At 41.9% G+C, this 25477-nt stretch carries 28 protein-coding genes; 13 read left to right on the top strand and 15 right to left on the bottom strand.

Going from position 1 to position 25477, the window contains the following annotated elements:
* Together SNR28_RS10105 and SNR28_RS10110 are read left to right on the top strand one after the other, a co-directional pair.
* On the top strand, positions 1-1692 hold the full coding sequence (locus tag SNR28_RS10105) for an ABC transporter ATP-binding protein (RefSeq protein WP_375752200.1): 1692 nt from the start codon (positions 1-3) through the stop codon (positions 1690-1692).
* The gene (locus SNR28_RS10110; RefSeq protein ID WP_375752202.1) at positions 1689-2528 is read left to right on the top strand and encodes an energy-coupling factor transporter transmembrane component T family protein; all 840 of its coding nucleotides are present in this window, start codon (positions 1689-1691) and stop codon (positions 2526-2528) included. Before SNR28_RS10105 ends, SNR28_RS10110 begins: the two co-directional genes overlap by 4 nt.
* Positions 2529-2563: 35 nt before the next feature.
* On the opposite strand, the gene SNR28_RS10115 is transcribed toward SNR28_RS10110, so the two are convergent.
* Both SNR28_RS10115 and SNR28_RS10120 read right to left on the bottom strand, forming a co-directional pair.
* The gene (locus tag SNR28_RS10115; protein ID WP_375752203.1) at positions 2564-2830 is read right to left on the bottom strand and encodes a hypothetical protein; all 267 of its coding nucleotides are present in this window, start codon (positions 2828-2830) and stop codon (positions 2564-2566) included.
* A 170-nt stretch (positions 2831-3000) separates the two neighbouring features.
* Positions 3001-3867 carry a YicC/YloC family endoribonuclease gene (locus SNR28_RS10120; RefSeq protein WP_375752204.1) on the bottom strand — a complete coding sequence of 289 codons (867 nt, stop codon included), beginning with the start codon at positions 3865-3867 and terminating at the stop codon, positions 3001-3003.
* A gap of 180 nt (positions 3868-4047) precedes the next feature.
* Between SNR28_RS10120 and rph the strand changes: the two genes are divergently transcribed.
* Both rph and pyrE read left to right on the top strand, forming a co-directional pair.
* Positions 4048-4764, top strand: coding sequence for a ribonuclease PH (gene rph, locus SNR28_RS10125; RefSeq protein ID WP_375752206.1), 717 nt, complete (start codon positions 4048-4050; stop codon positions 4762-4764).
* Between the two features lie 96 nt (positions 4765-4860).
* The gene (gene pyrE / locus SNR28_RS10130) at positions 4861-5502 is read left to right on the top strand and encodes an orotate phosphoribosyltransferase (RefSeq protein WP_375752207.1); all 642 of its coding nucleotides are present in this window, start codon (positions 4861-4863) and stop codon (positions 5500-5502) included.
* A 70-nt stretch (positions 5503-5572) separates the two neighbouring features.
* Here pyrE and lpxM read toward each other — a convergent pair whose 3' ends face one another.
* From lpxM to coaBC, 5 genes are all read right to left on the bottom strand, one after another.
* Positions 5573-6547, bottom strand: coding sequence for a lauroyl-Kdo(2)-lipid IV(A) myristoyltransferase (lpxM, locus tag SNR28_RS10135; protein WP_375752208.1), 975 nt, complete (start codon positions 6545-6547; stop codon positions 5573-5575).
* Between the two features lie 15 nt (positions 6548-6562).
* A complete protein-coding gene (gene lpxL / locus SNR28_RS10140) occupies positions 6563-7501 on the bottom strand; it encodes an LpxL/LpxP family Kdo(2)-lipid IV(A) lauroyl/palmitoleoyl acyltransferase (protein ID WP_375752210.1) in 939 nt (312 codons plus the stop codon).
* 5 nt (positions 7502-7506) lie between these two features.
* Positions 7507-8097 carry a nucleoid occlusion factor SlmA gene (slmA, locus tag SNR28_RS10145; protein ID WP_375752212.1) on the bottom strand — a complete coding sequence of 197 codons (591 nt, stop codon included), beginning with the start codon at positions 8095-8097 and terminating at the stop codon, positions 7507-7509.
* A 100-nt stretch (positions 8098-8197) separates the two neighbouring features.
* Positions 8198-8653: a dUTP diphosphatase gene (dut, locus tag SNR28_RS10150; protein WP_375752214.1), complete on the bottom strand. Its 456-nt coding sequence runs from the start codon at positions 8651-8653 to the stop codon at positions 8198-8200.
* A 52-nt stretch (positions 8654-8705) separates the two neighbouring features.
* Complete coding sequence (gene coaBC / locus SNR28_RS10155; RefSeq protein ID WP_375752215.1) at positions 8706-9905, bottom strand: bifunctional phosphopantothenoylcysteine decarboxylase/phosphopantothenate--cysteine ligase CoaBC; 1200 nt, start codon at positions 9903-9905, stop codon at positions 8706-8708.
* 291 nt (positions 9906-10196) lie between these two features.
* Between coaBC and SNR28_RS10160 the strand changes: the two genes are divergently transcribed.
* The 4 genes from SNR28_RS10160 to rpmG all read left to right on the top strand — a co-directional run bounded on the left by SNR28_RS10160 (position 10197) and on the right by rpmG (position 13398).
* Positions 10197-11870, top strand: coding sequence for a methyl-accepting chemotaxis protein (locus SNR28_RS10160; protein WP_375752217.1), 1674 nt, complete (start codon positions 10197-10199; stop codon positions 11868-11870).
* Positions 11871-12030: 160 nt separating this feature from the next.
* On the top strand, positions 12031-12705 hold the full coding sequence (radC, locus tag SNR28_RS10165) for a DNA repair protein RadC (protein ID WP_375752219.1): 675 nt from the start codon (positions 12031-12033) through the stop codon (positions 12703-12705).
* A gap of 275 nt (positions 12706-12980) precedes the next feature.
* Positions 12981-13217 (top strand): 50S ribosomal protein L28, encoded by a 237-nt coding sequence (rpmB, locus tag SNR28_RS10170; protein WP_021704597.1) that lies wholly within the window; start codon positions 12981-12983, stop codon positions 13215-13217.
* 13 nt (positions 13218-13230) lie between these two features.
* Positions 13231-13398: a 50S ribosomal protein L33 gene (gene rpmG / locus SNR28_RS10175; protein ID WP_004405486.1), complete on the top strand. Its 168-nt coding sequence runs from the start codon at positions 13231-13233 to the stop codon at positions 13396-13398.
* Between the two features lie 86 nt (positions 13399-13484).
* On the opposite strand, the gene SNR28_RS10180 is transcribed toward rpmG, so the two are convergent.
* A complete protein-coding gene (locus SNR28_RS10180; protein ID WP_375752222.1) occupies positions 13485-14651 on the bottom strand; it encodes a nucleotide sugar dehydrogenase in 1167 nt (388 codons plus the stop codon).
* 282 nt (positions 14652-14933) lie between these two features.
* On the opposite strand from SNR28_RS10180, the gene SNR28_RS10185 reads away from it, so the two are divergent.
* Entirely contained in the window at positions 14934-15407 is a 474-nt protein-coding gene (locus SNR28_RS10185; RefSeq protein ID WP_375752224.1) for a hypothetical protein, read from the top strand.
* An 18-nt stretch (positions 15408-15425) separates the two neighbouring features.
* On the top strand, positions 15426-16238 hold the full coding sequence (gene mutM, locus SNR28_RS10190) for a bifunctional DNA-formamidopyrimidine glycosylase/DNA-(apurinic or apyrimidinic site) lyase (protein ID WP_375752225.1): 813 nt from the start codon (positions 15426-15428) through the stop codon (positions 16236-16238).
* Here the strand turns inward: mutM and coaD are convergent.
* The gene (gene coaD, locus SNR28_RS10195; protein WP_375752226.1) at positions 16231-16722 is read right to left on the bottom strand and encodes a pantetheine-phosphate adenylyltransferase; all 492 of its coding nucleotides are present in this window, start codon (positions 16720-16722) and stop codon (positions 16231-16233) included. The two genes, mutM and coaD, sit on opposite strands and share 8 nt — an antisense overlap.
* A gap of 116 nt (positions 16723-16838) precedes the next feature.
* On the opposite strand from coaD, the gene SNR28_RS10200 reads away from it, so the two are divergent.
* A complete protein-coding gene (locus SNR28_RS10200) occupies positions 16839-17873 on the top strand; it encodes a glycosyltransferase family 9 protein (RefSeq protein ID WP_375752227.1) in 1035 nt (344 codons plus the stop codon).
* Here the strand turns inward: SNR28_RS10200 and SNR28_RS10205 are convergent.
* Both SNR28_RS10205 and SNR28_RS10210 read right to left on the bottom strand, forming a co-directional pair.
* Positions 17842-18627, bottom strand: a complete 786-nt coding sequence (locus SNR28_RS10205; RefSeq protein ID WP_375754067.1) for a glycosyltransferase family 2 protein — start codon at positions 18625-18627, stop codon at positions 17842-17844. The genes SNR28_RS10200 and SNR28_RS10205 overlap by 32 nt on opposite strands.
* The gene (locus SNR28_RS10210; protein WP_375752229.1) at positions 18618-19703 is read right to left on the bottom strand and encodes a glycosyltransferase family 9 protein; all 1086 of its coding nucleotides are present in this window, start codon (positions 19701-19703) and stop codon (positions 18618-18620) included. The genes SNR28_RS10205 and SNR28_RS10210 overlap by 10 nt, the downstream gene beginning before the upstream one ends.
* An 86-nt stretch (positions 19704-19789) precedes the next feature.
* Between SNR28_RS10210 and SNR28_RS10215 the strand changes: the two genes are divergently transcribed.
* Both SNR28_RS10215 and SNR28_RS10220 read left to right on the top strand, forming a co-directional pair.
* Positions 19790-20509, top strand: coding sequence for a 3-deoxy-D-manno-octulosonic acid kinase (locus SNR28_RS10215; protein ID WP_375752230.1), 720 nt, complete (start codon positions 19790-19792; stop codon positions 20507-20509).
* Positions 20510-20641: 132 nt separating this feature from the next.
* Positions 20642-21295 carry a DUF1919 domain-containing protein gene (locus SNR28_RS10220; protein WP_375752232.1) on the top strand — a complete coding sequence of 218 codons (654 nt, stop codon included), beginning with the start codon at positions 20642-20644 and terminating at the stop codon, positions 21293-21295.
* Positions 21296-21306: 11 nt separating this feature from the next.
* On the opposite strand, the gene waaA is transcribed toward SNR28_RS10220, so the two are convergent.
* From waaA to waaF, 4 genes are read right to left on the bottom strand one after another with little or no spacing between them, the layout of a single operon-like run.
* Positions 21307-22569 (bottom strand): lipid IV(A) 3-deoxy-D-manno-octulosonic acid transferase, encoded by a 1263-nt coding sequence (gene waaA, locus SNR28_RS10225; RefSeq protein ID WP_375752233.1) that lies wholly within the window; start codon positions 22567-22569, stop codon positions 21307-21309.
* A 2-nt stretch (positions 22570-22571) separates the two neighbouring features.
* Positions 22572-23351: a glycosyltransferase family 32 protein gene (locus SNR28_RS10230; protein WP_375752234.1), complete on the bottom strand. Its 780-nt coding sequence runs from the start codon at positions 23349-23351 to the stop codon at positions 22572-22574.
* 38 nt (positions 23352-23389) lie between these two features.
* Entirely contained in the window at positions 23390-24409 is a 1020-nt protein-coding gene (locus tag SNR28_RS10235) for a glycosyltransferase family 9 protein (protein WP_375754068.1), read from the bottom strand.
* Positions 24410-24419: 10 nt separating this feature from the next.
* Positions 24420-25448, bottom strand: a complete 1029-nt coding sequence (waaF, locus tag SNR28_RS10240) for a lipopolysaccharide heptosyltransferase II (RefSeq protein ID WP_375752235.1) — start codon at positions 25446-25448, stop codon at positions 24420-24422.
* Positions 25449-25477 lie beyond the last annotated feature (29 nt).

The following is a 25477-nucleotide window of genomic DNA, read 5'->3' on the forward strand; positions in this document are numbered from 1 at the left end:
ATGACTATCGAGTTTTCTGACTTTTCTTTCCAGTATGACTCGCTAGATAAGCCCACATTATCAAATATCAACCTTCAAATTAAGAAGGGTGAGAAGGTTGTTATTGTGGGCCCTAGCGGAAGTGGAAAATCTACTCTTGGGCAATGCCTCAATGGCCTCATACCACATGCTCGGAAGGGTAAAATTTCTGGCTCACTTACAATAGATGGTCATGACGCACTAAAGTTTGCTATGAATGACTATACCGAGAAGGTTGGCACCGTACTTCAAGATGCGGATAACCAGTTTGTTGGCTTGAGCATAGGAGAAGATATTGCCTTTGCTTTAGAAAACCAGCTAGTTAAGAGTATCGATATGTACCCAATTGTGAAAGCTACCGCTGGTATGGTGGATTTAGAGGGTATGCTGGATCACTCACCACATGAATTATCTGGTGGACAGAAACAACGTGTTTCACTTGCTGGAATTCTGGTTGATGATGTTGATGTTCTACTTTTTGATGAGCCTTTAGCAGCCTTAGATCCGAAAACTAGTCAGAAAACGATTGATATTATAGATAAGCTTCATTCAGAAAGTGGAAAAACAGTCATTATCATTGAGCATCGATTAGAAGATGTCTTATACCGAAACGTCGACAGAGTGGTCTTGATTGATAAGGGTACAATTGTTGCTGACATGACTCCAGATGAGATTTTGGCTTCTACTCTTCTTAAAAAGCACGGTATAAGAGAGCCACTTTATCTTTCTGCGTTGAAGGTTGCTGGATGCAAAATTGAAGTTGAAAAATCGCCTAGCAAACTTTCTGACATGCCGATAACTGATTACAAGGAGAGGGTAAATTGTTGGTTCGAGAAAAAGCCTAGTCCAATCGAACTTGAAAAAAAGGATCCTCTGTTAAGTATTGAAGCACTTTCTTACTCATACGATGGTGATGCAAAAGCTTTGAGTGATATTGGTTTTAATGTCCATAAGGGCGAAGTCATCTCTGTTCTCGGTAAAAACGGTTCAGGAAAATCAACGCTGACTAAGCTCATTATGGGAGTCATCAATCCAGACTCCGGAGCTATAAAAATAGGTGGAGAAGACCTTTCTGAACTTTCTATCTTTGAACGAAGCCAAAAAGTAGGCGTGGTAATGCAAAACCCTAATCATATGATTTCGCACCATATGATATTTGACGAAATTGCTTTTGGGTTGCGCAATCGTGGAGTTGATGAATCTACAGTGACGGAAAAAGTTGGTCATATACTGGAGCTTTGCGGACTTAAGAAGTATCGAAACTGGCCAATAGACGCATTAAGTTATGGTCAGAAGAAGAGGGTTACCATAGCCTCTATTTTGGTTTTAGAGCCAGAAATACTGATTCTGGATGAGCCTACAGCGGGTCAGGACTATCTGAATTACACTTCGATGATGCGCTTTGTTCAGAAGTTAAATCGAGAGCTTGGCATTACAGTAATAATCATCTCCCACGATATGCATTTAGTGCTTGAGTACACGACTCGCTCAATCGTGATATCCGATAGTTTTCTGATAGCAGATGCTCCAATGACTGAAGTGTTTTCACAACCAGATTTACTGGATAAAGCCAACTTAGCGACGACGAGTCTATATCAGCTTGCCATTGATATGGGAATACAGGATACCAACACCTTCATGCAACACTTTATTGAGCAAGAGAGGGCAGCGTGAAGGATTCAAAAATAACATTTGGCATCAACTACATCGATACCAACTCACCGTTACATCAGCTCAATGGCATTACCAAATTTGCTCTATTTATTGCGTGGACAACGGTTGTCTTGACAACGTTTGACTTGAGAATGATTGTGTCTCTTTTAGTCATTGGCCTTGTATTACTTAAAGTTTCCGCTATTCCACTTAGGATATACAAACCGTTACTGATAGCGACAGCTAGTGTGTTAACGCTTAATGCACTTTTCATCTTCTTGTTGGCACCAAACCAAGGTACAGAGATCTTAGGAAGTGAAACGATTTGGTTATCACTACCTTATGGGTACTCGATCACTAAAGAAACGGTATTTTATTTAGTGACGGTGACACTGAAGTATTTCAGTATGTTCCCAATTGCTCTGGTGTTTGTATTTACTACTCACCCGACAGAGTTTGCTGCTAGCCTTAACAAACTAAAAGTCCCCTATAAAATCGCTTATGCAGTTAGTCTTACACTGAGGTATTTGCCAGAGATTAAAAAAGATTTTGTGAATATCATGCATGCTCAGCAAGCTCGAGGGATAGAGCTTTCAAAAAAAGCACCTTTCTTTGAGCGAGTAAAAAATATTGTAAGAATTCTTGGTCCGTTGATTTTCTCTAGTTTAGATAAAGCTGATGACATATCTAATGCAATGACGCTCAGAGGGTTCGGGCGTCATCAAAGTCGTACTTGGTATAGTTTAAAACCGATTAAAAGAGTGGATGTTGTCTGTATACTGGGGATTATGCTGATTACTATTCTAGCGATAGCTAAACGCATTATTGAAGAGGAACTTTTCTGGTATCCGCTTTAACATTTTTTGGCCCTATTATAGGGCCAAATAAATATTTAAGCAGCCATTTCTAATAAACTTTCAAGATTTAGAAGGGCAGAAAAAGTCAGCAATTTCTTTTCTCTTGTGTAACGCTTTTCTGGCGCATGCTGCAAAACACCTAAATTACTTTCGTAGATCCAGGGCCATTTGTACTCTTCTGGTTTTAGGCTTCTGTGCAACCCGCATCTCATACAAAGTTCAAAATATAACTCTCGACATTCTGCCCGGTCGTTTTTTATATAGCTATTCTTAAGTTCGTTAATTAGCACATTGTTGTTCATTATTTATTGCTTGTTTTATAGTTTTGACCACTGTTTTATCTATTTTTCATTCGCATGCCGTATTTTATGTCATCGAAATGTCAGACTTAGCCATTAGCTGAGGGAAATCAAAATAAAAAAATAGCCTCGTTAATTCGAGGCTAAATTGCAATAAACTAATGAGTGATATTTTACTCAATATTCTGAATTTGCTCTCTCATCTGCTCGATTAGAACTTTTAGCTCGACACCGGAAGCAGTGATATCTGTGCTGATAGATTTAGAAGCTAGTGTGTTCGATTCACGGTTAAACTCTTGCATCATAAAGTCGAGGCGACGTCCACATGCCCCACCTTTTTTCATGATGTTCGTTGCTTCTTTAACATGAGAGTCTAAGCGATCCAACTCTTCCGCAACATCAACCTTTTGCGCTAAAAGGATCAGCTCCTGCTCTACACGGCTCACTTCAAGTTCAATTTTTGCTTCTTCAAATTTGGTAATGATTCGTTCGCGTTGCCACTCCAGGATTTCTGGCATGCGAGCACGAACCTTTACAACTTCATCAGTGATAGCAGAAAGACGCTGTTCAATCAGAGACTTCATGTTTTCACCTTCACGACCACGAGCATCGATAAAGTCTTGTACGGCTTCATCAAAAGCACTTAGAAGATCTTTATTTACAGCATCCATATCTTGCTCTGGTGTTTCCATAACACCTGGCCAGTTCATAACCTGGAATGGATTTACGCGGCTTAGTTCACCAGTCATATGCATGATTTGATTGGCTGCATCAATAACCTGGTTCGCTAAGGTTTCGTTGATTGTCAGCTTACCTGTTGCGGATGGGTTTGCCTCAAAGCGCAGGTGGCACTCAACCTTTCCTCGTGCCAGACGTTTACGGAAGCGCTCTCGTAGTATCGGCTCTAGTCCACGGAATTGCTCCGGTAGACGGAAGTAGGTTTCAAGATAACGTTGGTTTACAGAACGGATTTCCCACACTGCTGTACCCCAATCACCCTTTACTTCTTTACGCGCGTAGGCGGTCATGCTGTAAATCATTACAATACCTTTATGGAAACCGATTAGATAAATCGGTGGGAGATAATAAGTTTAGAATTGCCATAATGTTAGCACACAAATGACTTCATATGGCTTGAAATCAATACTGGCTCTATGAACAAAATTTGATTTCCTATATAATTCGTCGCCAATTATGTGACCCCATACTAGGAAATTTCCATGCGTCCAAATGACAGAAGCCCTGAACAAGTTCGTCCCATCAAAATGACCCGAAACTACACAGCTTATGCTGAAGGTTCTGTGCTTGTAGAATTTGGTAATACAAAAGTCCTTTGTAACGCTACTGTTGAGGAAAATGTACCTCGCTGGCTTAAAGGTCAGGGGAAAGGTTGGGTAACGGCTGAATATGGCATGCTACCAAGAGCAACACACTCTCGTAACCGTCGTGAAGCAGCAAGTGGTAAGCAAGGTGGACGCACAATGGAAATCCAACGCCTTATCGCGCGCAGCCTTCGTGCGGTTGTTGATCTGGAAGCGATGGGCGAAATCATGGTTACTGTAGATTGTGACGTGATTCAGGCAGATGGCGGCACTCGTACGGCTTCTATCAGTGGTGCAAGCGTGGCAATGGCTGACGCATTCCAGCATCTGGTTAAAGAAGGTAAGCTAAAAGCGAACCCAATGAAAGGGCATGTTGCCGCAGTTTCTGTTGGTATTGTCGAAGGCGAGGCGCTTTGTGACCTTGAGTATGTTGAGGACTCAGCAGCTGATACAGACATGAACGTTGTGATGACTGAAGAAGGCAAGATGATTGAGGTTCAGGGAACGGCAGAAGGCGAACCGTTTAGTCATGAAGAGTTGATGGATTTACTGGCTCTGGCTAAGAAAGGCATTGCCGACATTGTTGAGATTCAGAAGTCGTCGTTAGAAAATTGATTGATAAATAGCTCCTTTTAAGGAGCTATTTTTTTGTGCGGACTAAAGATAGATCTGCGTGAGTAATTGAAGATAGATATTAATTAGAGGAATAGCATGAAAGCTTATCAGCGTGAGTTTATTGAATTTGCCTTAGAGAAAGAAGTGTTGAAGTTTGGCGAGTTTACTTTGAAGTCTGGCCGTAAGAGCCCTTATTTCTTCAACGCTGGTCTGTTTAATACCGGCCGTGATCTGGCACGCTTAGGGCGCTTTTATGCAGCAGCGCTTGCTGATTCTGGTATCAATTACGATGTACTGTTTGGCCCTGCATATAAAGGGATTCCAATTGCTACAACGACAGCAGTCGCTTTAGCTGATCATCATGACACTGATACGCCTTACTGTTTCAACCGTAAAGAGGCGAAAGATCATGGTGAGGGTGGTAATCTGGTAGGTAGCCCGCTTGAAGGCCGCATCATGCTAGTGGATGACGTAATCACTGCGGGTACAGCGATTCGAGAGTCCATGGAAATCATTAAAGCAAACGGTGCAGATTTAGCTGGTGTTCTTGTTGCTATTGACCGTCAGGAAAAAGGTAAAGGTGAATTGTCTGCGATTCAGGAGGTTGAGCGAGACTTTGGTTGTGCAGTTATCTCAATTGTTAGTCTGACAGATCTGATTACTTATCTTGAAGAGAAAGGTAATAGCGCTAAACACCTTGAGGCGGTAAAAGCTTATCGTGCTGAATACGGTATCTAAGAGCTGATTACTCGATTAGATACCATAAAGGCGAGCATGGTGCTCGCCTTTATTACTTTAAAGCATCTCACTAAGAACGGTAGATATCTTTACCGTCCCTCTGAGTCTCTAACAAGTAAAGATTCCACATATACTGCTCAGGCCTTTCCATAAGCAACTCTTCAATTGCCTGATTCATTCTTCTTGCATCCAGCTCTTCATCACCCGTTGGGAAGTCTTCTAGTGCAGGAAGGATGTGAACCTCATACTTACCCGTTTTGTCATTATAGGCCGGAAGGATCGGAACTACTTTTGCTCTTGAAAGTTTTGCCATCTTACCAAAGCCTTTAAGAGTGGCCTTCTCAGTGCCGAAGAACGGTACAAAAACAGAGTTCTGCGGGCCATGATCTTCATCTGGAAGCCAGTAACCAACATACCCATCCTTAATTGAACGAATAAATGGTTTTATTCCAGCACTGCGAGCAAAGATTCGTCCACCATATTGCATACGCTGCACGTGCATCAGCCAGTCACCGATAGGGTTGTTCTGTGGCTTCATTATCGTTGCTATCTTATAGCCTCGGGCAGCCAGCATGATTGCCGGGTAATCAACAGCCCAGGCATGTGGTGCGAGAACAATAACTTTTTCGCCTTTATCAAGGTGAGGAATAATGTTCTCTTCGCCAATCATTACACCTCGATTCTGGTTGTGTTTTGTTGAACGAACCAGTAGTTCAGAGTAGCCCAGCATAAACTGCGCTGCTTTGGCGAAGCAGTTATCAATAATTTGCTGAATTTCTGTTTCGCTTTTTTCTGGGAAACACTTAGTTAGATTGATTCGGGCCCGTTTTACTACGCGACCATTTCTTTTAACGATCTGCTTTGATAGTGAAGTTGCTATAGAGTCTCTGATTCTTGGCGGGATAAACGCCAATATGACCGAGAACAGAATACCCAACCATGTAGGCCAGTGCTTCGGGTGCAAAAACGCCCACTGGAAAGTAGGTTTGTAAAGGTAACTGTCTATGCTGCTTTTTGCACTATTTTTACTATTGTCGTTCGCCATTCGGCTGTACACCTTCTATAGATAGCGTTCGTTAGATTTGTTCTTGTCTGGCATCGATTTAAAGCGTTTGTGTAACCACATCCACTGATCCAACCCACGAAGAATTACTTTCTCCATTGATTTGTTTAGTAGAGCTGCACCGGCAGTCATATCCTTTTGAGGATAGTCTTTTATTGCCTCATCGACGAGGATATCGTATTTGCCATCTTTGTTACGGAATCCAGAGCCTGACACGATTTCACACTTACTTGGGTAGGCAAGAATGCTAGGACCTGTTGTTGTACAAGCTTCTTCAACACCAAAGAATGGCACAAATACTGATTTGTTGTGACCATAGTCATGATCCGGTAGGTAGAATAGACGTTCCCCTTTTCTAAGCACTCTAATCATTCCTTTTACGTCACGACGGTCTATCAAACGGTTTCCACCATGAGTTCGGCCCCAGTACTGGATTAAGTTATATGCAGGGTTGGCATGAGGTCTATATACACCGTATCCCGCGAGGCCAAATGTAGTAAATGCACGAGCTGTAATCTCAAGATTAAGTGCATGAACACAGCAGAGCAAAACCCCTTTTTTATTTTCATTAAAGTGGTTCAGCTCGGTCATATCGCCAACATTGAGAATTCGCTTAAATCTCCACGTTGGCCAAAACCAGGTGATGCCTGTTTCCATCAAAGCCATTCCGGTGTTTTTAAAGTTTTCGACCACAATAGTATCGATTTCTTCTTTACTCATATCCGGAAATGAGAGCTCTAGATTTCGGGTAGCAACATGTACGCGTTTTTTTCCATAACGCATACCTATTTCACCAATCTTTCTGCCAATGTACAAAAGAACCTTGTACGGCATAATATTGACAAACAGTGCTAAAAAGCCAAATCCAAGCCATACACCCCAGTATTTGGGATGAAGTAGGGCAGTGGAGAATGTTGGTTTTATGCTATTACTCATACTTGTTACTGAATCTGCGCACTTAGAAGCGCCCAGTATTCCTCAAAATTTTCAGTGGGTTGATACTTAAAGTCAGATCGAACAAATCGATTCAGGCTCCCTTCGACCTGACCAAGCAGTTGTGCTGCCAGTATCTTCTCGTCGACTGGGAATGACTTGCCCTCTCTGAGCATACGCTCACGAAGAATTTGTCTAAGTTGTGTTTCGATACGCTCAAACAGCTGGTTAATACGATCTCTTAGTCTTTCATTTTCAAACATCAGAGCATGGCCAGACATAATCCGGCTAAGGCCAGGGTTTCTCTCTGCGAAAGCTAATAATAGCTGTAGAACCAGTCTCAAGCGTTGAAGCGTATCTTTCTCTTCATCCAGAATTCGGTTGATTCGAGTCATGATGGCATCTTCAATAAACTCAATCAGACCTTCAAACATTCTGGCTTTGCTTGGAAAGTGGCGATATAGAGCTGCTTCTGAAACACCGACTTGTTTCGCAAGTTTTGCCGTCGTGATTCGCGATGCGCCTTCACTGGTCTCTAACATATGAGCGAGAGCCTGAAGGATCTCTTCACGACGATTGGATTTTCTCGTGCCGGACATCTATCAATTCCTTTTTATTTTCTACAACAGAGAGAACGTATCTTTTCTCGAAGCATCATTCTAACTAAGAGATAGAATAGTGCGTAGCTTTTTGTTTACTTTACTGTTTGCCAGAGTGACCGAAGCCACCTTCTCCGCGTTTAGTTGCGTCAAAGTCATCAACAATATTGAACTCAGCCTGTACAACGGGCACAAATACCAGTTGTGCAATACGATCGCCCGGCTCAATTGTGAATGTAGTTTGTCCACGGTTCCAGACTGATACCATGAGTTGTCCCTGATAGTCTGAATCGATAAGTCCGACAAGGTTCCCCAGCACGATCCCATGTTTATGGCCCAGACCAGAACGAGGAAGAATAGTAGCGGCTAGGTTATGATCGGCAATATGGATTGCCATACCTGTTGGCACCAGGTGTGTTTCACCGGGCTCTACAGTTAATGCCTCATCAAGGCATGCTCGCAGGTCAATTCCGGCAGAACCTTCCGTAGCATAAGTGGGTAATGGAAACTCGTTACCAATACGAGAATCCAGAATTTTTAAGTCGATTTGTTTCATGAACAAGGGTCCTGAAATTCTTGGATAAGCCCTGTGGCTACAGGGCTAACAATTAAATTAATTCTGAAATCTTAATCAAGATATCTGAAGCGATGCCGGCTTTTGTATCAAGTGGAAGAGCTTTTTCTCCACCATTCCAGTACAAGTGAATAGCATTGTTACTGCTATTAAAACCTTGTCCTTCTACCGATACATCATTAGCACAGATAAGGTTCAGATTCTTTTTCTCCAGCTTGCCTCTGGCGTACTGTTCCACATCTTGTGTTTCTGCGGCAAAACCAACAGTAAATGGTCGTTTTTCCGCAAGTGCTGCAACGGACGCGACAATATCAGGGTTTTTCACCATTGCAATAGACATGGCATCATTGTCGTCCGTTTTTTTAATCTTCTGCTCAGCAATATTTTCCGGGCGGTAATCCGCAACCGCAGCGCAGGCAATAAATATGTCTTTACCCGGCGCAGTCTGCATGACTGAGTCATACATATTCTGAGCGCTTTCCACATCGATACGGGTAACATTAACAGGTGTTTCTAAACTCACTGGGCCACTTATCAGTGTTACATCTGCACCAAGCTGAGCTGCTGCCTGAGCTAAAGCAAAGCCCATTTTTCCAGAGCTATGATTAGATATATAACGAACAGGGTCTATTGCTTCTCTGGTGGGGCCCGCAGTGATAACCACTGATTTACCTTCCAGAAGTTTTGGTTGGAGGAAATTTTCACATAACCCTACTAGTTGCATAGGTTCGAGCATTCTACCCATACCCACATCACCACAAGCTTGCTCGCCAGCTCCAGGCCCCCAGATATGCATACCACGACGTTTCAGAGTCGCAATGTTCTCCTGAGTTGCAATGTTCTGGTACATTTGCTGGTTCATGGCAGGGGCTACAGCAACAGGTGCGTCTGTCGCCAAAACTAATGTAGAGAGCAGATCATTACCCATACCTGCAGTTACACGAGCGATTAGATCTGCTGTTGCTGGTGCCAGAAGGACTAAGTCAGCCCACTTACCTAGTTCGATATGGCCCATTGAAGCTTCTGCTGCCGGATCTAACAAGCTATCAGATACCGGACGTCCAGATACTGCTTGCATTGTAAGAGGAGTTATAAATTCTTTTGCAGCTTTCGTCATTACGACTTGTACAGTTGCACCTCTTTCAGACAGTCTGCGGGTTAATTCAGCACATTTATATGCAGCAATCCCACCACTGATTCCGAGCAGGATTTTCTTTCCTTCTAATGTTTGCATTTTCAGGTTCTCCAAAATTCTGTGCAAACCATACCATAAATTGCTTAAAGGGCTTATTGAACTTTCTGAGTTCTAATATTTGATTTCTGACTACTATCTATAGGTTTGGGAGCTGTTAGGACGTTTACACCTTGCATTGATATTTGTGAGCTAAATTCAAAACTCATAAAGCCTCTGTGATTTCAGGCTCATCTTTGCAATTTTTCAGTCGATATAATCGAAAAGGCTAATATTTAACTGGATCGGCAACTTAACAATAAAAATCAGCCGACAATATTGTGGAGAGAGTGTATGAGCTTAAAAAGTCGTGGGAAGTTACTTTCAATTACTATCATTCCCCTGCTATTAATCACGTTTCTGGTAACAGGGGTTTTTTATTGGAACGGATTAAATGATCTCGAAGAGCAGCTAGAACGTTATCAAACTGAGCTCATCAATAATAAGAAAACAGAATTGACGGCTCATCTCCGTATGGGGCGGACCGCTATTAAATCTTTGTATGATGAGGATCAGAATGGTGAGAACATTGAAGCTGCAAAAGTAATACTTAGCAACATGCGCTTTGCTGATGATGGTTACTTTTTTGCTTATGACTCAAAGGGCGTTAATACCATGCACGCCATCAAGCCGCAATTGGTCGGAAAAAATTTATACGGCTTTAAAGATGAAAATGGTGTACCTGTGATCGCAGGTCTGATTGATGCGTCAACTAAAGGCGATGGTTTTTTAAACTTCTCTTGGCATAAGCCTTCAATCGATGCACTTGCACCTAAGTTGGGTTACGCAGAGCATCTGCCTAAATGGGATTGGGTTCTGGGGACTGGAGTCTATATAGACGATATTGATGCGGCTGTGAGCGAATACCGCCAGCAACGTGAATCTGAAATTCTTTCAGACACGCAATTTGCCATACTTATTTCTTTGGTTGGCTTGGCTTTAACTGCACTCGTTGTGAGTTTACTGGTGAATAAAGGCCTCGCACCGCTTCATAGCATGTCTCAGAAGCTTAACGATATAGCAGAAGGTGATGGTGATCTGACAGAGCGTCTTGAAGCAAAAGGCAGTGACGAAGTTGCTGAGTTAGGTCGAGCCTTTAACAAGTTTATGGATAAACTTCAGCCTATCATGCGTGATGTTCAGTCCAGCTCTACAGATGTACTTCAGGCGTCCAAAGATTTGGATGGTCAAACATCAATCGCTAGTCAGACAATGCAGAGTCATAGTGTAGAAACAGAAAAAGTAGTAACTGCAGTGACAGAGATGGCAGCTACTTCCAGAGAAGTGGCAAACAATACAAATGCTACTTCAGATGCAATTAGTTCAGCAAATCAGCAAATTCAGGATGCGCAGCTGGAAGTATCACAAGCGATCAATAGTATCAACGAATTGGTGGCAGAAGTTAACGTAACTTCTGGAGCAATTGAGTCATTAAGTGACCAAACAAACCAGATTACCAGTGTCATTGAGGTGATTGGTGGTATTGCGGAACAAACTAACTTGTTGGCTCTGAATGCGGCTATCGAAGCGGCGCGAGCTGGAGAGCAGGGACGTGGTTTTGCTGTGGTAGCAGATGAAGTACGTAATCTGGCAAGTAGAACCCAATCCAGCACTGAAGAGATTAACGATATGCTTACTGCGCTTCAGTCTGGTGTGAAAACAGCCGTGACCACGATGACAGAAAGCCAGCAGCGTGGAGAGAAGACGATTCAAGACTCATCTATGATTCAGGAGCGGCTGACGGGAATTCTGGAAGCGGTTAGCATTATTCACGAGATGGGTATACAAACAGCCTCTGCTGCGGAGGAGCAGAGCGTGGTATCCGAAGAGATAAATCAGAATCTTGTTGCGATTCAGCAGATGGTGATGGGGTTGAGTAACGATCTTCAGCAGTCTGAGCTTATTAGCTCTTCGCTCGCGAATTCTGGTTCCAAAATGAATGATCTGGTTGGACACTTTAAGGTTTAATTGTTCTTCAAAAAGAGTTAGCAAAAATGGCAAAGTGATTTTATTACTTTGCCATTTTTTATTGCCGATAAGTTGTTCTTGTTTTAACTACCCCGCAAACTACTCATTATCGATTGCATGACAGCCGATTCCTCAGCTTACTAACGTAAGAGGAGGGCGTATGTCCATTAAATCATTACCCAAAGAGTCACAGCCGAGAGAAAAGCTTTTGCTACGTGGAGCACAATCTCTCTCCGATGCAGAATTGTTGGCGATATTTTTGCGAACAGGGGTTAAAGGAATGAACGTCATAGAGCTTGCAGACTATCTCATAGAGGATTTTGGCTCTTTGCGGGCATTGTTTAGCTGTAAGAAAGAGGAATTTTGTAAACATAAAGGATTGGGGGAAGCCAAGTATGTCCAACTTCAGGCTGTTATTGAAATGACTCAAAGATACTTAGCTGAAACCTTGCAGCGCAGTGATGCTCTGTGTAGTCCTCAACAAACACGTATGTATCTTTCCAATAAATTGAGGGATAGGCAGAGGGAGGTGTTTATGGCCTTATTTCTTGATAACCAGAATAGGGTCATCTGCGATGAGATACTTTTCGAAGGAACGATAGATAGTGCAAGTGTTTATCCCAGAGAAGTGGTCAAGAGAGCTATAGCAAACAATGCGTCTTCATTGATTTTTGCGCATAATCATCCTTCCGGAATTGCTGAACCTAGTCAGGCTGACAGGCGTATAACTACCAGACTTTCAGATGCATTGGCTTTGGTTGATATCAAAGTACTGGATCACTTTGTTATTGGGGATGGAGAGGTGGTCTCGTTTGCTGAACGTGGATTAGTATAAAAATCTTAATTACTGGTTGTTCAAAACGTGAAATCTGCTACAATCCGCGCACTATTTTTGAACACAAATTCAGCTCTGCTCAAAAAAAGATCACGAAATCCTGCAAAAAGGATCTGTTCGGCTCTTGAGCTATGCACGTCAAGTTAGTATAATGCGCGACCTTTGATAGCCTTGTATGGGTTTCCATAACGGTTTTTACCTCCGTTCTTTTGAACAAATAAGAGGTTCGGCCACCAAGGTTGATATCGAGCTGAAACGATTTGGAGAAGACTTAAATGTCCCGAGTATGCCAAGTAACTGGTAAGCGTCCAGTAACGGGTAACAACCGTTCACACGCACGAAATGCTACAAAGCGTCGTTTTCTGCCGAACCTACAAACTCATCGTTTCTGGGTAGAGAGCGAAAAGCGCTTCGTTAAACTACGTCTAACTGCTAAGGGTATGCGTATCATCGACAAGAAAGGCATTGATGCTGTTCTTGCTGATATCCGTGCTCGTGGCGAGAACGTATAAGAGGAATTGAACAATGGCTAAAGGCATTCGTGAGAAAATTCGTCTAGTATCTTCTGCTGGTACTGGTCACTTCTACACAACTGACAAGAACAAGCGTAACATGCCAGGCAAATTCGAGATCAAGAAATTTGATCCAGTAGTTCGCAAGCACGTTATGTACAAAGAAGCAAAAATCAAGTAATTGGTTTTACAGTTTCTCTAAAAACCCAGCTTAATAGCTGGGTTTTTTATTATGTGAAGACATGGTATTAGACTTGAGGAGGGGCATCAGTCAGATCCAAAAAGATCCCTTGTGTATACTTTATCAGCGACATCCTCTAAGACGTCGGTCATTCGATTAGCAACGATGACGTCAGACATATTTTTAAACTCATCCAAGTCTCTCACAACTTTCGAGTAGAAAAAGTGCTCTTCCTGCAAAACAGGCTCATATACAACAACTTCTATACCTTTGGCTTTTAACCTCTTCATTATGCCTTGAACGGACGATGCTCTGAAATTATCGGAACCGGATTTCATGATCAGTCGATAAATACCAACGACTTTGGGTCTTTGGCTATAGATAGAGTCAGCAATAAAATCTTTTCGGGTTCTATTTGCATCCACAATGGCACCAATAATATTGTTCGGCACCTTACGATAATTAGCGAGCAGTTGTTTTGTATCTTTTGGCAGGCAGTATCCGCCGTAACCAAAGGAAGGATTGTTATAATGATTTCCAATTCGTGGATCTAGACCTACCCCTTCAATAATCTGTCTTGTATCTAGCCCATAGGCCTCGGCATATGAATCCAGCTCATTAAAGTAAGCGACTCTCATCGCTAAGTAAGTGTTTGAGAAAAGTTTTACAGCTTCTGCTTCAGTGGAGTTTGTAAACAAGACCGGAATATCGGTTTTCTCAGCTCCTTGGACTAGCATTTCAGCGAATAGTTGTGCACGTTCGCTTCGCTCTCCAATAATAATCCGAGAAGGGTAGAGGTTATCGTATAGGGCTTTACCTTCACGAAGAAACTCCGGAGAGAAAATGATATTGTCACATTCAAAGTGGTCTTTTATCTTTTCCGTATAACCAACAGGCACTGTTGACTTAATTATCATTACAGCTTTTGAGTTAATACCAATAACGTCACGAATAACTGACTCTACTGATGAAGTGTCGAAGAAGTTCGTATGTGGGTCGTAGTCTGTGGGCGTAGCTATGATGACATACTCGGCATCTTTATAAGCCGCTTCTTTGTCTAATGTTGCGGTAAAATTGAGATTCTCTCTGGTGAGAAACTCTTCAACTTCTTTATCTACGATAGGTGATTTTTTATTGTTTAGAAGAGAGACTTTCTCGTCGATAATATCGACAGCTACAACTTCATGATTTTGAGCCAGTAGCAGCGCGTTTGATAAACCAACGTAGCCTGTCCCTGAAACTGCTATCTTCAATGTGACTTCCTCAATCTTTTATTCCTTTAATCAGTAAGATAAATATAGTCCTACAAAGATTGCAGATCTATTAATCAGTTCAGATAGTTCAGTTTGTCTTAGAACTATGACTTATTGATGGTTTTGTACGTTTCTATAACGAGTTTTCATGTTTTGACTCAAAGGCAGATTAAAAAACGCTAGCCATTTAGGTTTCACAAAGCAACAATAGTGCTCATTCAATATGATAAAACAACAGTTGTCGTGATTGATGATGAGACTTATTAGAGAGATTGGAAACTAATGAAACTTTCTAGGCGTGGATGGAACAATGTATTGATGCTTGGGGTTATCGTTTTTATGATGGCTCTTAACCTGCCAAATATCCTCAAAGGTGCCATGGAAGACTCTGAGCAAGTTTCTGAGTATCCATATCTTATGGACCCCAATTCTCACCCCGTTCAAGTACACTTTTCTGACTGGTCCATAATTAAAACGGAAGCAGAATGGTCGGCAACAGAAGAGTTATCTATCAGCGCTTCTGAGTTGGTCCAAAGGTGGAAGAAGCTTGTCGGTACGGAAGTATTGGCTTCAACCTTCGACAAGCTGAAAGAGAAACTTAATAGCGCTAATACGATAGAAGTGTGGTATCAGGATATTGAGGAGCCGCAACGAATTACTTACTACGAGACGCCACAGTTCTGGTTAATGCAGAACTGGCAAGGTAAATGGATTGCTGTATCTGTTGATAGTGAGTACTTGTTTCCGTTGAAGTGAGCGATGTGAGAAGGTTAAATGCCAGAGTTACCTGAAGTAGAAGTCAGCAGGATGGGAATAACTCCCCATCTAAAAGATCAGACAATCAAAGAGATCGTAATCAGGCAGCCTCAGTTGCGTTGGATGATTCCCGATGAGCTGTCTCAGCTATCAGGAAAAGTCATCCTGGATATCGAACGTCGAGCAAAGTATCTTCTGATTCGCCTGGATACAGGCTCAATTATTATTCACCTGGGTATGTCTGGCTCTTTAAGAGTGCTTGATGAAAGCTATGCTTCTGAAAAGCATGATCATGTGGATCTTGTATTAGAAAATGGAAAGTTACTTAGATATAACGATCCCCGACGTTTTGGTGCATGGTTGTGGCAAGAGCATGATCAGCTTCATGAGCTTTTGGATCATCTAGGCCCAGAACCTTTAGAAGGTTGCTTTACTCCAGAATACATGCAGGAAAAGGCGAAGAATAAAAGAACGGTAATCAAGCAGTTCATTATGGATAACAAGGTTGTTGTCGGTGTCGGTAATATTTATGCCAATGAGTCCCTGTTTTCGTCACATATTCATCCAAAGACCCCATCGGGTAAGCTAACGACAAAGCAATGGCGAGTTTTGGTCGCAGAGATTAAGCAAGTGCTTGCTACGGCTATAAATCAAGGTGGAACAACACTTAAGGATTTTAGTCAGGCTGATGGGAAACCAGGATATTTTGCTCAGGAGTTGCTAGTCTATGGCAAGGCTGGTGAACCTTGCCCTGTGTGTGGTGCTGAGATTGAGCAGTTAAAAATAGGGCAGAGAAACAGCTTTATCTGCCCTGATTGTCAGCCTATTTAGTTTTTTCTAGTAGAGCTTTGTTGACCGCTTCGGGTACAAATTGAGCAACATCTCCGCCATGAATAGCGGTCTCACGCACGATAGTTGAAGAGATAAAGGCATGCTCTTCTGCTGGAGTTAAGAACACGCTCTCTAGTCCAGGAGAAAGTCGACGATACATATTGGTTAATCCAAATTCGTATTCAAAATCCACAGTCGTTCTTAAACCACGAATTAACAGGTGAGCATCTTCTTCTTTTACAAAACCAACGAGTAGACCAGAGAATCCTTTAGCAGATACATTTGATAGGTGAGAGGTAACCTCTTGGGCAAGAGAGACGCGCTCATCCAAAGTAAACATGGTTTTTTTAGATGGGCTTGCAGCAACTGCGATTAGTACTTCATCAAACATTTGAGCAGCGCGCTCTACAAGGTCTAAGTGGCCATTAGTAATTGGGTCGAATGTTCCAGGGTAAAGGACCTTAGTTATTTTTTTCTCAGTCACAAGCTCATCTCTACATTGAATCTTTTATCTCGTTAAATACTAACAAAAATACTCAAAATTACCTATTTAACTCTGTATGATTAGGGTTTATCGCTTTAGGAACTGGTAAGTATCAAATGAAGAAAATTCTGGTAGTACGTAATGATAAGATAGGTGACTTTATGCTTGCATGGCCTAGCTTTGCAATGCTGAAGCAATCGCTACCAGACTGTCATATAACGGCTCTCGTTCCTAAGTATACCGTTGCTCTTGCCAACCTTTGCCCATGGATAGATTCAGTGTTGATTGATCCAACTAAGAACGCAGGCAAAGGCGATATAAGTAAGTTAATGAATGAGATGAAGGCTGAAAAGTTTGATGCCTCCATTAATTTATTTTCCACTACCTACAATGCAAAACTAGTTTGGAAAGCGAAGATCCCATATCGCCTGGCACCGGCAACTAAACTAGCTCAGATTTTTTACAATAAAAGAATCAAACAAAAACGCTCTCAATCGGCTAAGCCGGAGTATGAATACAATCTGGATTTAGTTCGGGAGTTTTTGCAGGACAATAAGATTGATGTTGTTGAACCTAAGGCTCCTTACTTATCTATTGATAAACACGATATTTTGATGCAGAGAGAGAAATTAGCTGAACAGCTCAATATTGCTTTAGACAAAAAGTGGTTGTTTGTTCATGCAGGAAGTGGCGGTTCTGCCAATAACCTGTCTCTTGAGCAGTATGCAGACTTAATAATAGGCATAGAAGCGGAGAAAGAGGTTATTCTAACTGCTGGTCCGGGTGAAGAGGAAAAAGCCCGAGAGCTTTCAGGGCTTATCAATAACAGAGGCCATCGCTCAGTGGTTTATGACAAAAATGATGGGCTTGTGGACTTTTCCTGTTCCATTGCGTGTGCAGATCTTTTTGTGGCTGGTTCGACAGGCCCTTTACATATCGCTGCTGCGATAGATGTACCGACGATCGGCTTTTTCCCAAGAAAGCGTTCAGCAACCCCGTTGCGTTGGAAACCAATAAACTCGGAAGGTCGACACATTGCATTTTGCCCACCAGAAGCTGACGACAAAGCAAATCAGGAAAACATGAGCCGTATCGATATCAACACGGCTCTAAAAGAGGTTAACCCTTGGGCTTCTCGGTACTTGTCCTAATCCAGAGATCTGCGTATTTCACAAAGGTAGAGTGCGCGGAAAGTATGGAAAGTAGGAATCCTTGCTTTCCATCCAGAAAGCCAGCTTTCAACACATACATTTTTAGGAAGCAGGTAAAGGCGTGAATGAGCCCCTGACTAATGCTGCTTTTTTTCCCTTTCTTCTCTCTCTGCTCTGCCCATGCTTTAGCGTAGCCAGCTGACTTAACCAGATAGTGGTTCATGTCGTTGTAGGTAAAGTGGATAGCATCACCTTTGAGATTTTCCACTTTCATATTTCCAGATACTTCTACTTTTTCATGAACTAGCGCGTCGTTATATTGCGTGAGCTTTGTTGGGTATAAACGAAGTACTCTATCCGGGTACCAGCCACAGTGGCGGATATATCGACCAAACACCCAGCTTAAACGAGCAAACCTATATAAGGTGTCAGGCTTATTTGCTTTTACAGCCTTCAAAATACTTTCTTTAAGCTCTTCTGTAACGCGTTCATCCGCATCTAACCAGAGCACATAATCTGACTTAACGTAAGATTGTGCCAAACGTCTCTGTGGACCGAACCCTGGCCATTCCTCGTTGACAAAAAACTTTTCGGTGTACTGACGCGCAACTTCTTCTGTATCATCAGTGCTTCCGGAATCCAGAACGACTATCTCATCTACCCAACCTTTTACAGTATCCAGGCAAGCTTTCAGGTGCTGCGATTCATTTTTAACGATTAAGGCGACAGCTAAAGTTGGTTTGCTCACTGAGATACCTCTGCATTGGTGTTTTGGTTATTAAGTGAATAGTCAGCAACGATTCTATCAAACATCTTTACAACGGCTTCTGACTTAATTAGGTTCATCGCTTGCTTGTCTTTTACGCGAGCCCTCCAGCTAAGCTGCTCCGGATGCTTTCCTGTCTCGAGCTTAATGGCTTCTTCGTAAGCAGAGACGACATAATCTCTATACTGGTAAGGACCAGTGCGTTGCGGGTTGTGATGCGCATAAAGACCTAGTACTGGTGTGTTTAAGGCATTGGCCATATGAGCGGGACCAGTATCAGGAGCAATAACCATATCAGCCAGATCCAACAAGGCGAGCATCTCTTTTAAACTGCTTTTTCCTACTAGGTTAAGCACAGGCTTTTTCAACAATCCTTCAACATCTTCGGCAAGATCTAGCTCAATTTGAGCTGGGCTGCCGGCCAGTATGATATTCCAGCCTGAAAATTGGGCATGATGGATAACGTCAGCATAACCCTGAGCATTCCAGTTTTTATAAGCTTTACTGGCCGCAGGAACAATGACCAGGTTTTTGCCGTCAGGTTTTATATGTTGCTTCGCCCAACGACAATCAGATTCGGAATAAGGAATAGACCAGGATGGTAATGTGTCTTCAATTCCCAAAGTCTTACAAAAAGAGAGTAAGCCATCTAAGACATGTGGTTCATTTGGCGAGGGTACTTTTATATTTGTAAACAGAGTCTGAAAATCCTGACTTCTAACGGAATCGAACCCCAGCTTGTAATTCGCTTTTATCCCTAAGGTAGCGATACTGGCTCTAAACGCATATTGCATGTGCAGTAAAGCATCAAACTTACGACCCTTAAGTGATTTCCACAAAGACTTATAACCATTCCAGCCTTGTTTTTTATCAAATACGACAACTTCAATACCATCTAAACCTTCTATCAGATGTGCCTCTAGTTTTCCAGTTATCCAGGTTATGTGCGTGTTGGGCCATTGTCTTTGGATAGATTGAACAGCGGCTACCGTATTGCATACATCACCAATGGCTGAGAGCCTTAGAATACAGAGTGATTCTGGAGCCGAAGAAAAAAGAGGCATGAGATAATATCGCTAGTTATTTGATTGCTAAGAATTATGCAGTGGGTGCAGATAAATGTAAAATGTTTAGGCTTCATGCAGTCAGTATGTATAAGGAATTGAGTTTGAAAACGATCGAAAGCAGCAAACAAAGAATATGGTTCGATGAATCTTTGTTGAAAGAGCCACCAGAATCATGTTTTGAACCAGTATTCTGGCAAGAGAAAGATGCTGTTATTGGAAGCGCCGAAGGCCGGGGAACGACCTGGTTTGTCCAAACACAAACCATTCCAGCTGCACTAAGGCACTATCGTCGTGGTGGGCTTTTTGGCAAATTAGTCAAAGATCACTATATTTTTTCTGGCTGGGAGAAGACTCGAAGCTATCAGGAGTTCCAGCTACTACTTAAGTTAATTGAAGCAGGAGTTAATGTTCCTCGACCAATTGCTGCCCGAGCGACAAAGCGAAACTTTTGTTATCAGGCGGACCTGTTGAGTGAAAAAATTCCTAGTGCTCGCGATCTGGTTTCCATTCTGCAAGAAGCACCTGTATCAGCAAAGATTTACCAGAAAATCGGCAAAGAGATTCGTAAAATGCACGATGCTCAGGTGAATCACACAGACCTGAATATTCACAACATCCTGATAGATGACAATGAAAAGGTCTGGATTATCGATTTTGATAAGTGTTGTGTTCAACAAGGAGATAGTTGGAAAGCTAGCAATCTTGAGAGGCTCAAGCGCTCGTTTGCTAAAGAGGTGGGTAAGCGAGGGATATGTTGGGAAGAACAAGATTGGCAGTGCTTAAGTGATACGTATGAACTCTGAGTAACTTATCTGGTGAATCTCTCATTTTCATAACGATACTCTGATATTATCAGGCTACTAATATTATTATTAGTTTCATGCTAAACATATCATTGAGCCTAATTTTGGGGCTGTTACAGTTGAGATTATTAAGTGAGTGACAAGTTAGGAAGACGCTTAGAAAAGTATGTTAAGTCCAGAATAATGAGGCTAAAGCTTACGAATATAGAGTTCTCAATAATTTCAAATAACTGCTGGGGAACGTTTGTTTATAAACAGTTTGATTTACCCTATCAGTCTCCCTTCATCAATCTACTTATCTATGGTCCTGACTATATAGCGCTCTTAGAAAAACTGTCACCTGAGCTGCTTCAGAAGTTAACGTTTATAAGTAAAGAAGAGTCTAAGTATAAAGAAGAGCTAATAAAAGCGGGCTATTACCAGTTGTCATACCCGATTGGGCTACTCGATGGTAAATATGAAATTCATTTTTTACATTATGACAATGAAGATGAAGCTCGTTCAAAATGGCTTAAGCGCTGCAATAAAATTAATTACGAGAAGTTAATAGTTAAGTTCTCTGATAGTAATTTATTTGATGATGGTATGGCTAAGCAGTTTGAAAACCTACCATATAAGAATAAGGTTTGCTTTACAGCGAAACCCTACGAAAACTTTCAATCTATAGTTTATTTGGATTTTTTTAAAGGTAAAGAGGCGGTAATCGACGAATGGAAAAAATTTTGGAGCTCATACAACCTTTACAAGGTCATTAATCAACTCGGTTCGTCTGCTAAGGATGAGTAACTATGTCTTCATTAGTTAATCATTGCTATTGTTTTGGCAATCGCTCCCTTATTTTTGTCAACAACTGCTATTGCTGATGCTGCCATGCTGTTTCGAAGCTGAACGTTATCAATTAATTGGTGAACCTGAGACGCTAACTCGCTACTAGTATTACAAAAAAGTAGCGCTTGCTCTTTTTTGAGCTGGTGTGTTATATCTGTAAAGTTGAAGTAGCTAGGACCATTAATAATGGCCTTACCCAGAGCGGCAGGCTCTAACAGGTTATGTCCACCAACCTTATCGCCTATAAGGCTTCCACCCATAAAGCAAATATCCGCAGCACCCATAAGCACGAGCATTTCCCCCATAGTATCAGCTAAGTAGACATTGGTACTATCAGATACAACTCGTTGGCTAGAGCGTTTAACAGTATCAAATCCCATTTTTATAGAGAGTTGCTCTACAGTTGAGAATCTCTCTGGATGGCGAGGCACTAGGATTAACAGGCAGTCGGGGTAAGCCGAGGTTATCGTTTTATGCGCTTCTAAAACCTGTTCATCTTCTCCTTCATGAGTGCTGGCTGCAATCCAAACAGGGCGATCTTGACCAAGTATCTCGCGAAGTTGCTGTCCTTTATTGATTACCTCATCGTTGACTTCAATATCAAACTTCACCGAACCGGTAATGTGAACCTTGTTTTCTGGAATTCCAAGTGATACGAATCGGTCAGCATCATCCTTATGCTGGCACAAAACTGTCGATAGGTTCTTTGCCAAGAGGTCGAAAATTGGTTGGACTTTTTTGTACCTTTTGCATGAACGTTCAGATAGACGGGCATTGATAACAGTAATTGGAATACCAACCTTTGTAACAATATTTAAGGTGTTTGGCCAAAGTTCGGTCTCCATGATTAAAAGTTTGCTAGGAGATACTGATTTCAGAAATCCCTTTAAAGCGAAGGGAAAGTCGAGAGGCATATAGCGATGCTCGACTAGGTTACCTAGCTTGGCAGCTTGCTCTGCACCAGTGGTTGTAGTTGTGGTAAGAAGAATAGTTAGCTCTGGATCTTGTTTTTTTATCGCCTTAATTACAGGAATAGCTGCAATAATTTCTCCAACAGAAACAGCATGAATCCAAAGTGGGGGGCTTACAGTATCCAACTTTGGTGTGACACCAAAATATTCTTTCCAACGTTTACCAATATGTGGTTTCCCCTCTCTTTTTTTTAGCAAGCTGTATAAAAAGAAAGGGGAGACTATGATAAGGAGTAATGTGTATATAATCCTAAGCAACATGCTTATTTAAGAAGCTCTTTGGGCTTTTTGTGAGTCCATTTACTATTTGGTTTATCCAGATATTGGAAGTGTTCGTTAGTAAATGCTCCTTGTATACAAACAAACTTACGCTCTACGGACTTGTACTCTTTACCTTCAAGAATTTCTGTTAAAACACCTGGACCGGTAAGGAAGTAAACACCTTCTTCCACTCTTTTATTCTCGATGTTATCAACCATCTTATCGATGGCGATTGCATAGTCAGCATTGTTCGGGGCTGAAGCTAAAAAGAAGTTGGTTACATGATTGTTTTTCTTCAATGAAACATAGAGAGCGTCATCTTCGGTTTCGATTAACTTCTTGAGAGGCCTGACTAGGCTTGCATCCATATCAAGATAGATTCCGCCATCAGTGTTTAGGGTCACTAAACGCCAAAAGTCAGCTTTCGCTGCACCATCATTAAGCTTTAGATAGGCTTGATAAGCTTGTTCAGAGGTATGCTCTTTGATATATGCAGCTGCTTCGTCATCGCCTACATATCGATAATCATATTCTAGTGACATCAGTCGATTAAACAGATAGTTCATATAGACTGGAAAGGTCACTTTGTTTGAATAGTTTGTCTGCCAGATTGTTCTTGGTATACGAGAAGGTTTTGAAGCTACAACCTTTGCCTGAGAGTACTCCGGAATAACGAATCGTTTCTTCGGCATCAACCAATGAACGGGATAGGCCAGTACCTTAAATAGGTTGCCTGTGAGTCGGATCAATCGGTTTGAAATCACGATTAGGATTTTGTCCATTTGCTAATACCTTAAAAACTGTACGACTGTAGCGTATTCTATTCGTTACTTAGCTCTACACCAATAGCATCTACGATTTGTTGTGAGCTTGGTGCATCGGCATTAGCATTCATCACAATGTGATGGCGTTCGTACCTTGGTGTATAACGATATGGAACCGTAGCGAAGAATAACCCTATAGTTGGAGTGTGAGTTGATATTGCGATATTTCTGATTCCAGTATCTGGAGCAACGACCATTCTTGCTTTAGCAATCAACTCAATGACTTCGTCTAAGGGCAAGCACTCCTGAATTTCGAAATTGTCCTTTTTTGTGAGGTCTTGGAGGTAGGCACCTTTTTCAAAGTCATTTTTCCCTTCAAGATAAATATGCTTTACATCAGGGTATGCTGTAGTTGCATCTTCAACCAGCTGCTTCATTTGCTCTTTAGTCAAGATCTTGCGTAATTGAGAAGCACCATTAAAGTAGAGAATATAAGGCTCACGCTTGTTACATAGATCTCTATGATCTGGGTAAGCAAACTCAAGAGGGTAAGTCGGATTGTGACCAAGCATTTTTAACATATGCAGCATGCTTTCTACTTCTGGTACAAAGTCAGAACGGTGGACAGCAATGTTATATAAGGTGCCACAAAGGTAACTGCGGTATGGGAAGCCAAACTTCAACTTAGCTTTATTTAGGCCCACCATCCAATATGAGCGATTGGTACATGCAAGATCAAAGATGATATCTTGTTCACCAAGTTCTTTAGTGTTCTTAATTTTGTCTTTGAAGGTGACTTGATTCTTCTGCTCTCGACCAGGCTGAACGATTACGCGATCAACTAGGTCAGATGGCATACCATATTGATAGTTTGAAACACCGATAAGTGTTATCTCTGCATTTGGAAAAAATTTCCTGGCTTCTATCAAAAAGGGACGTACGATAACCTGATCACCTAAAGCGGCATGGCGAATTACAGCAATCTTCTTCACCTTTTCTGGTGAGAACTCATCATTCAGGTAGTGTTTAGCTTGTTTCGAGGCATAAGCACCTTTCTCAAACCACAGATGTTTCATGTTATACATATTACTGAGTCACTTTATTTACTGCTGTCATAACAGTTTCGGGTGATAATTTTTTAAGGCAGTTCAAATGTCCTAATGGGCACTCTCGCTTAAAGCAAGGGCGACACTCGATATCGGTATGTATTACTTCTAATTTATCGGTTAACGGGGGAGTATACTCTGGAGAGCTAGAGCCATAAAGCGCAACTACATTGCATCCTACAGCTGCTGATACATGCATAAGCCCCGAATCATTACTAATAACCGTATGGCATGCAGCAAGTAAGTCGACGGCCTCAATCAGACTAGTTTTCCCAGCCAGGTCAAAGCAAGATGCTTTGTATTCATCTGGCAGGGCGTTACGTATTCTTTGCGTTACTTCGCGATCTTTAGCCGAACCAAATAACCAAACCTGTTTACCATCAGCAATTAATTGCTTAGCTACTTCTGCATAGTGTTCATCAGGCCATCTTTTTGCTGGTCCAAACTCAGCTCCGGGGCATAAGCCGATAGTCACTTTGTCTTGATTTAAACCTAGTCGATTTATCGCATTTATCTGATCTTTATGGTCTATGTACAAGCTTGGTTTAGGGCAGTTATCGAGTGAAACCTGGCTTTTCATTTCGTTTTTTGAGTACGCTAATGCGACATAGCGCTCGACCATATACTGGAAAACCCGTTTGTCTGGCCTTAAATCGTTTAAAAGGCCATAACGCATTTCGCCTTTCCAACCTATACGATTGGTGATGCCAGCGAAAAGAGGTATCAGAGCCGACTTAGCTGAGTTTGGTAAAACGTACGCTTGGTCGTAATTACTACTTGCAACGCTGCGGCCTAACTTCCAACGTCCGGGTAGATCAAAAGAGCCGTGACCAATAGGCATTTCAATAGCTCTATTAACCTCAGGCATTCTTTCCAATATAGGTTTACACCATGCTGGTGCAAGAACATCGATAAGAGCATTTGGGTACTGCTGCTTGAGAGTTGTATATAAGCTTTGTGACATAACCATGTCACCAACCCAAGATGGGCCTATTATTAGGATGTTCATTTACTAAGATAGTATTCCTGACATTTAAC

The organism is Vibrio iocasae (assembly GCF_042245395.1).
GTDB classification, from domain to species: Bacteria; Pseudomonadota; Gammaproteobacteria; order Enterobacterales; family Vibrionaceae; genus Vibrio; species Vibrio iocasae.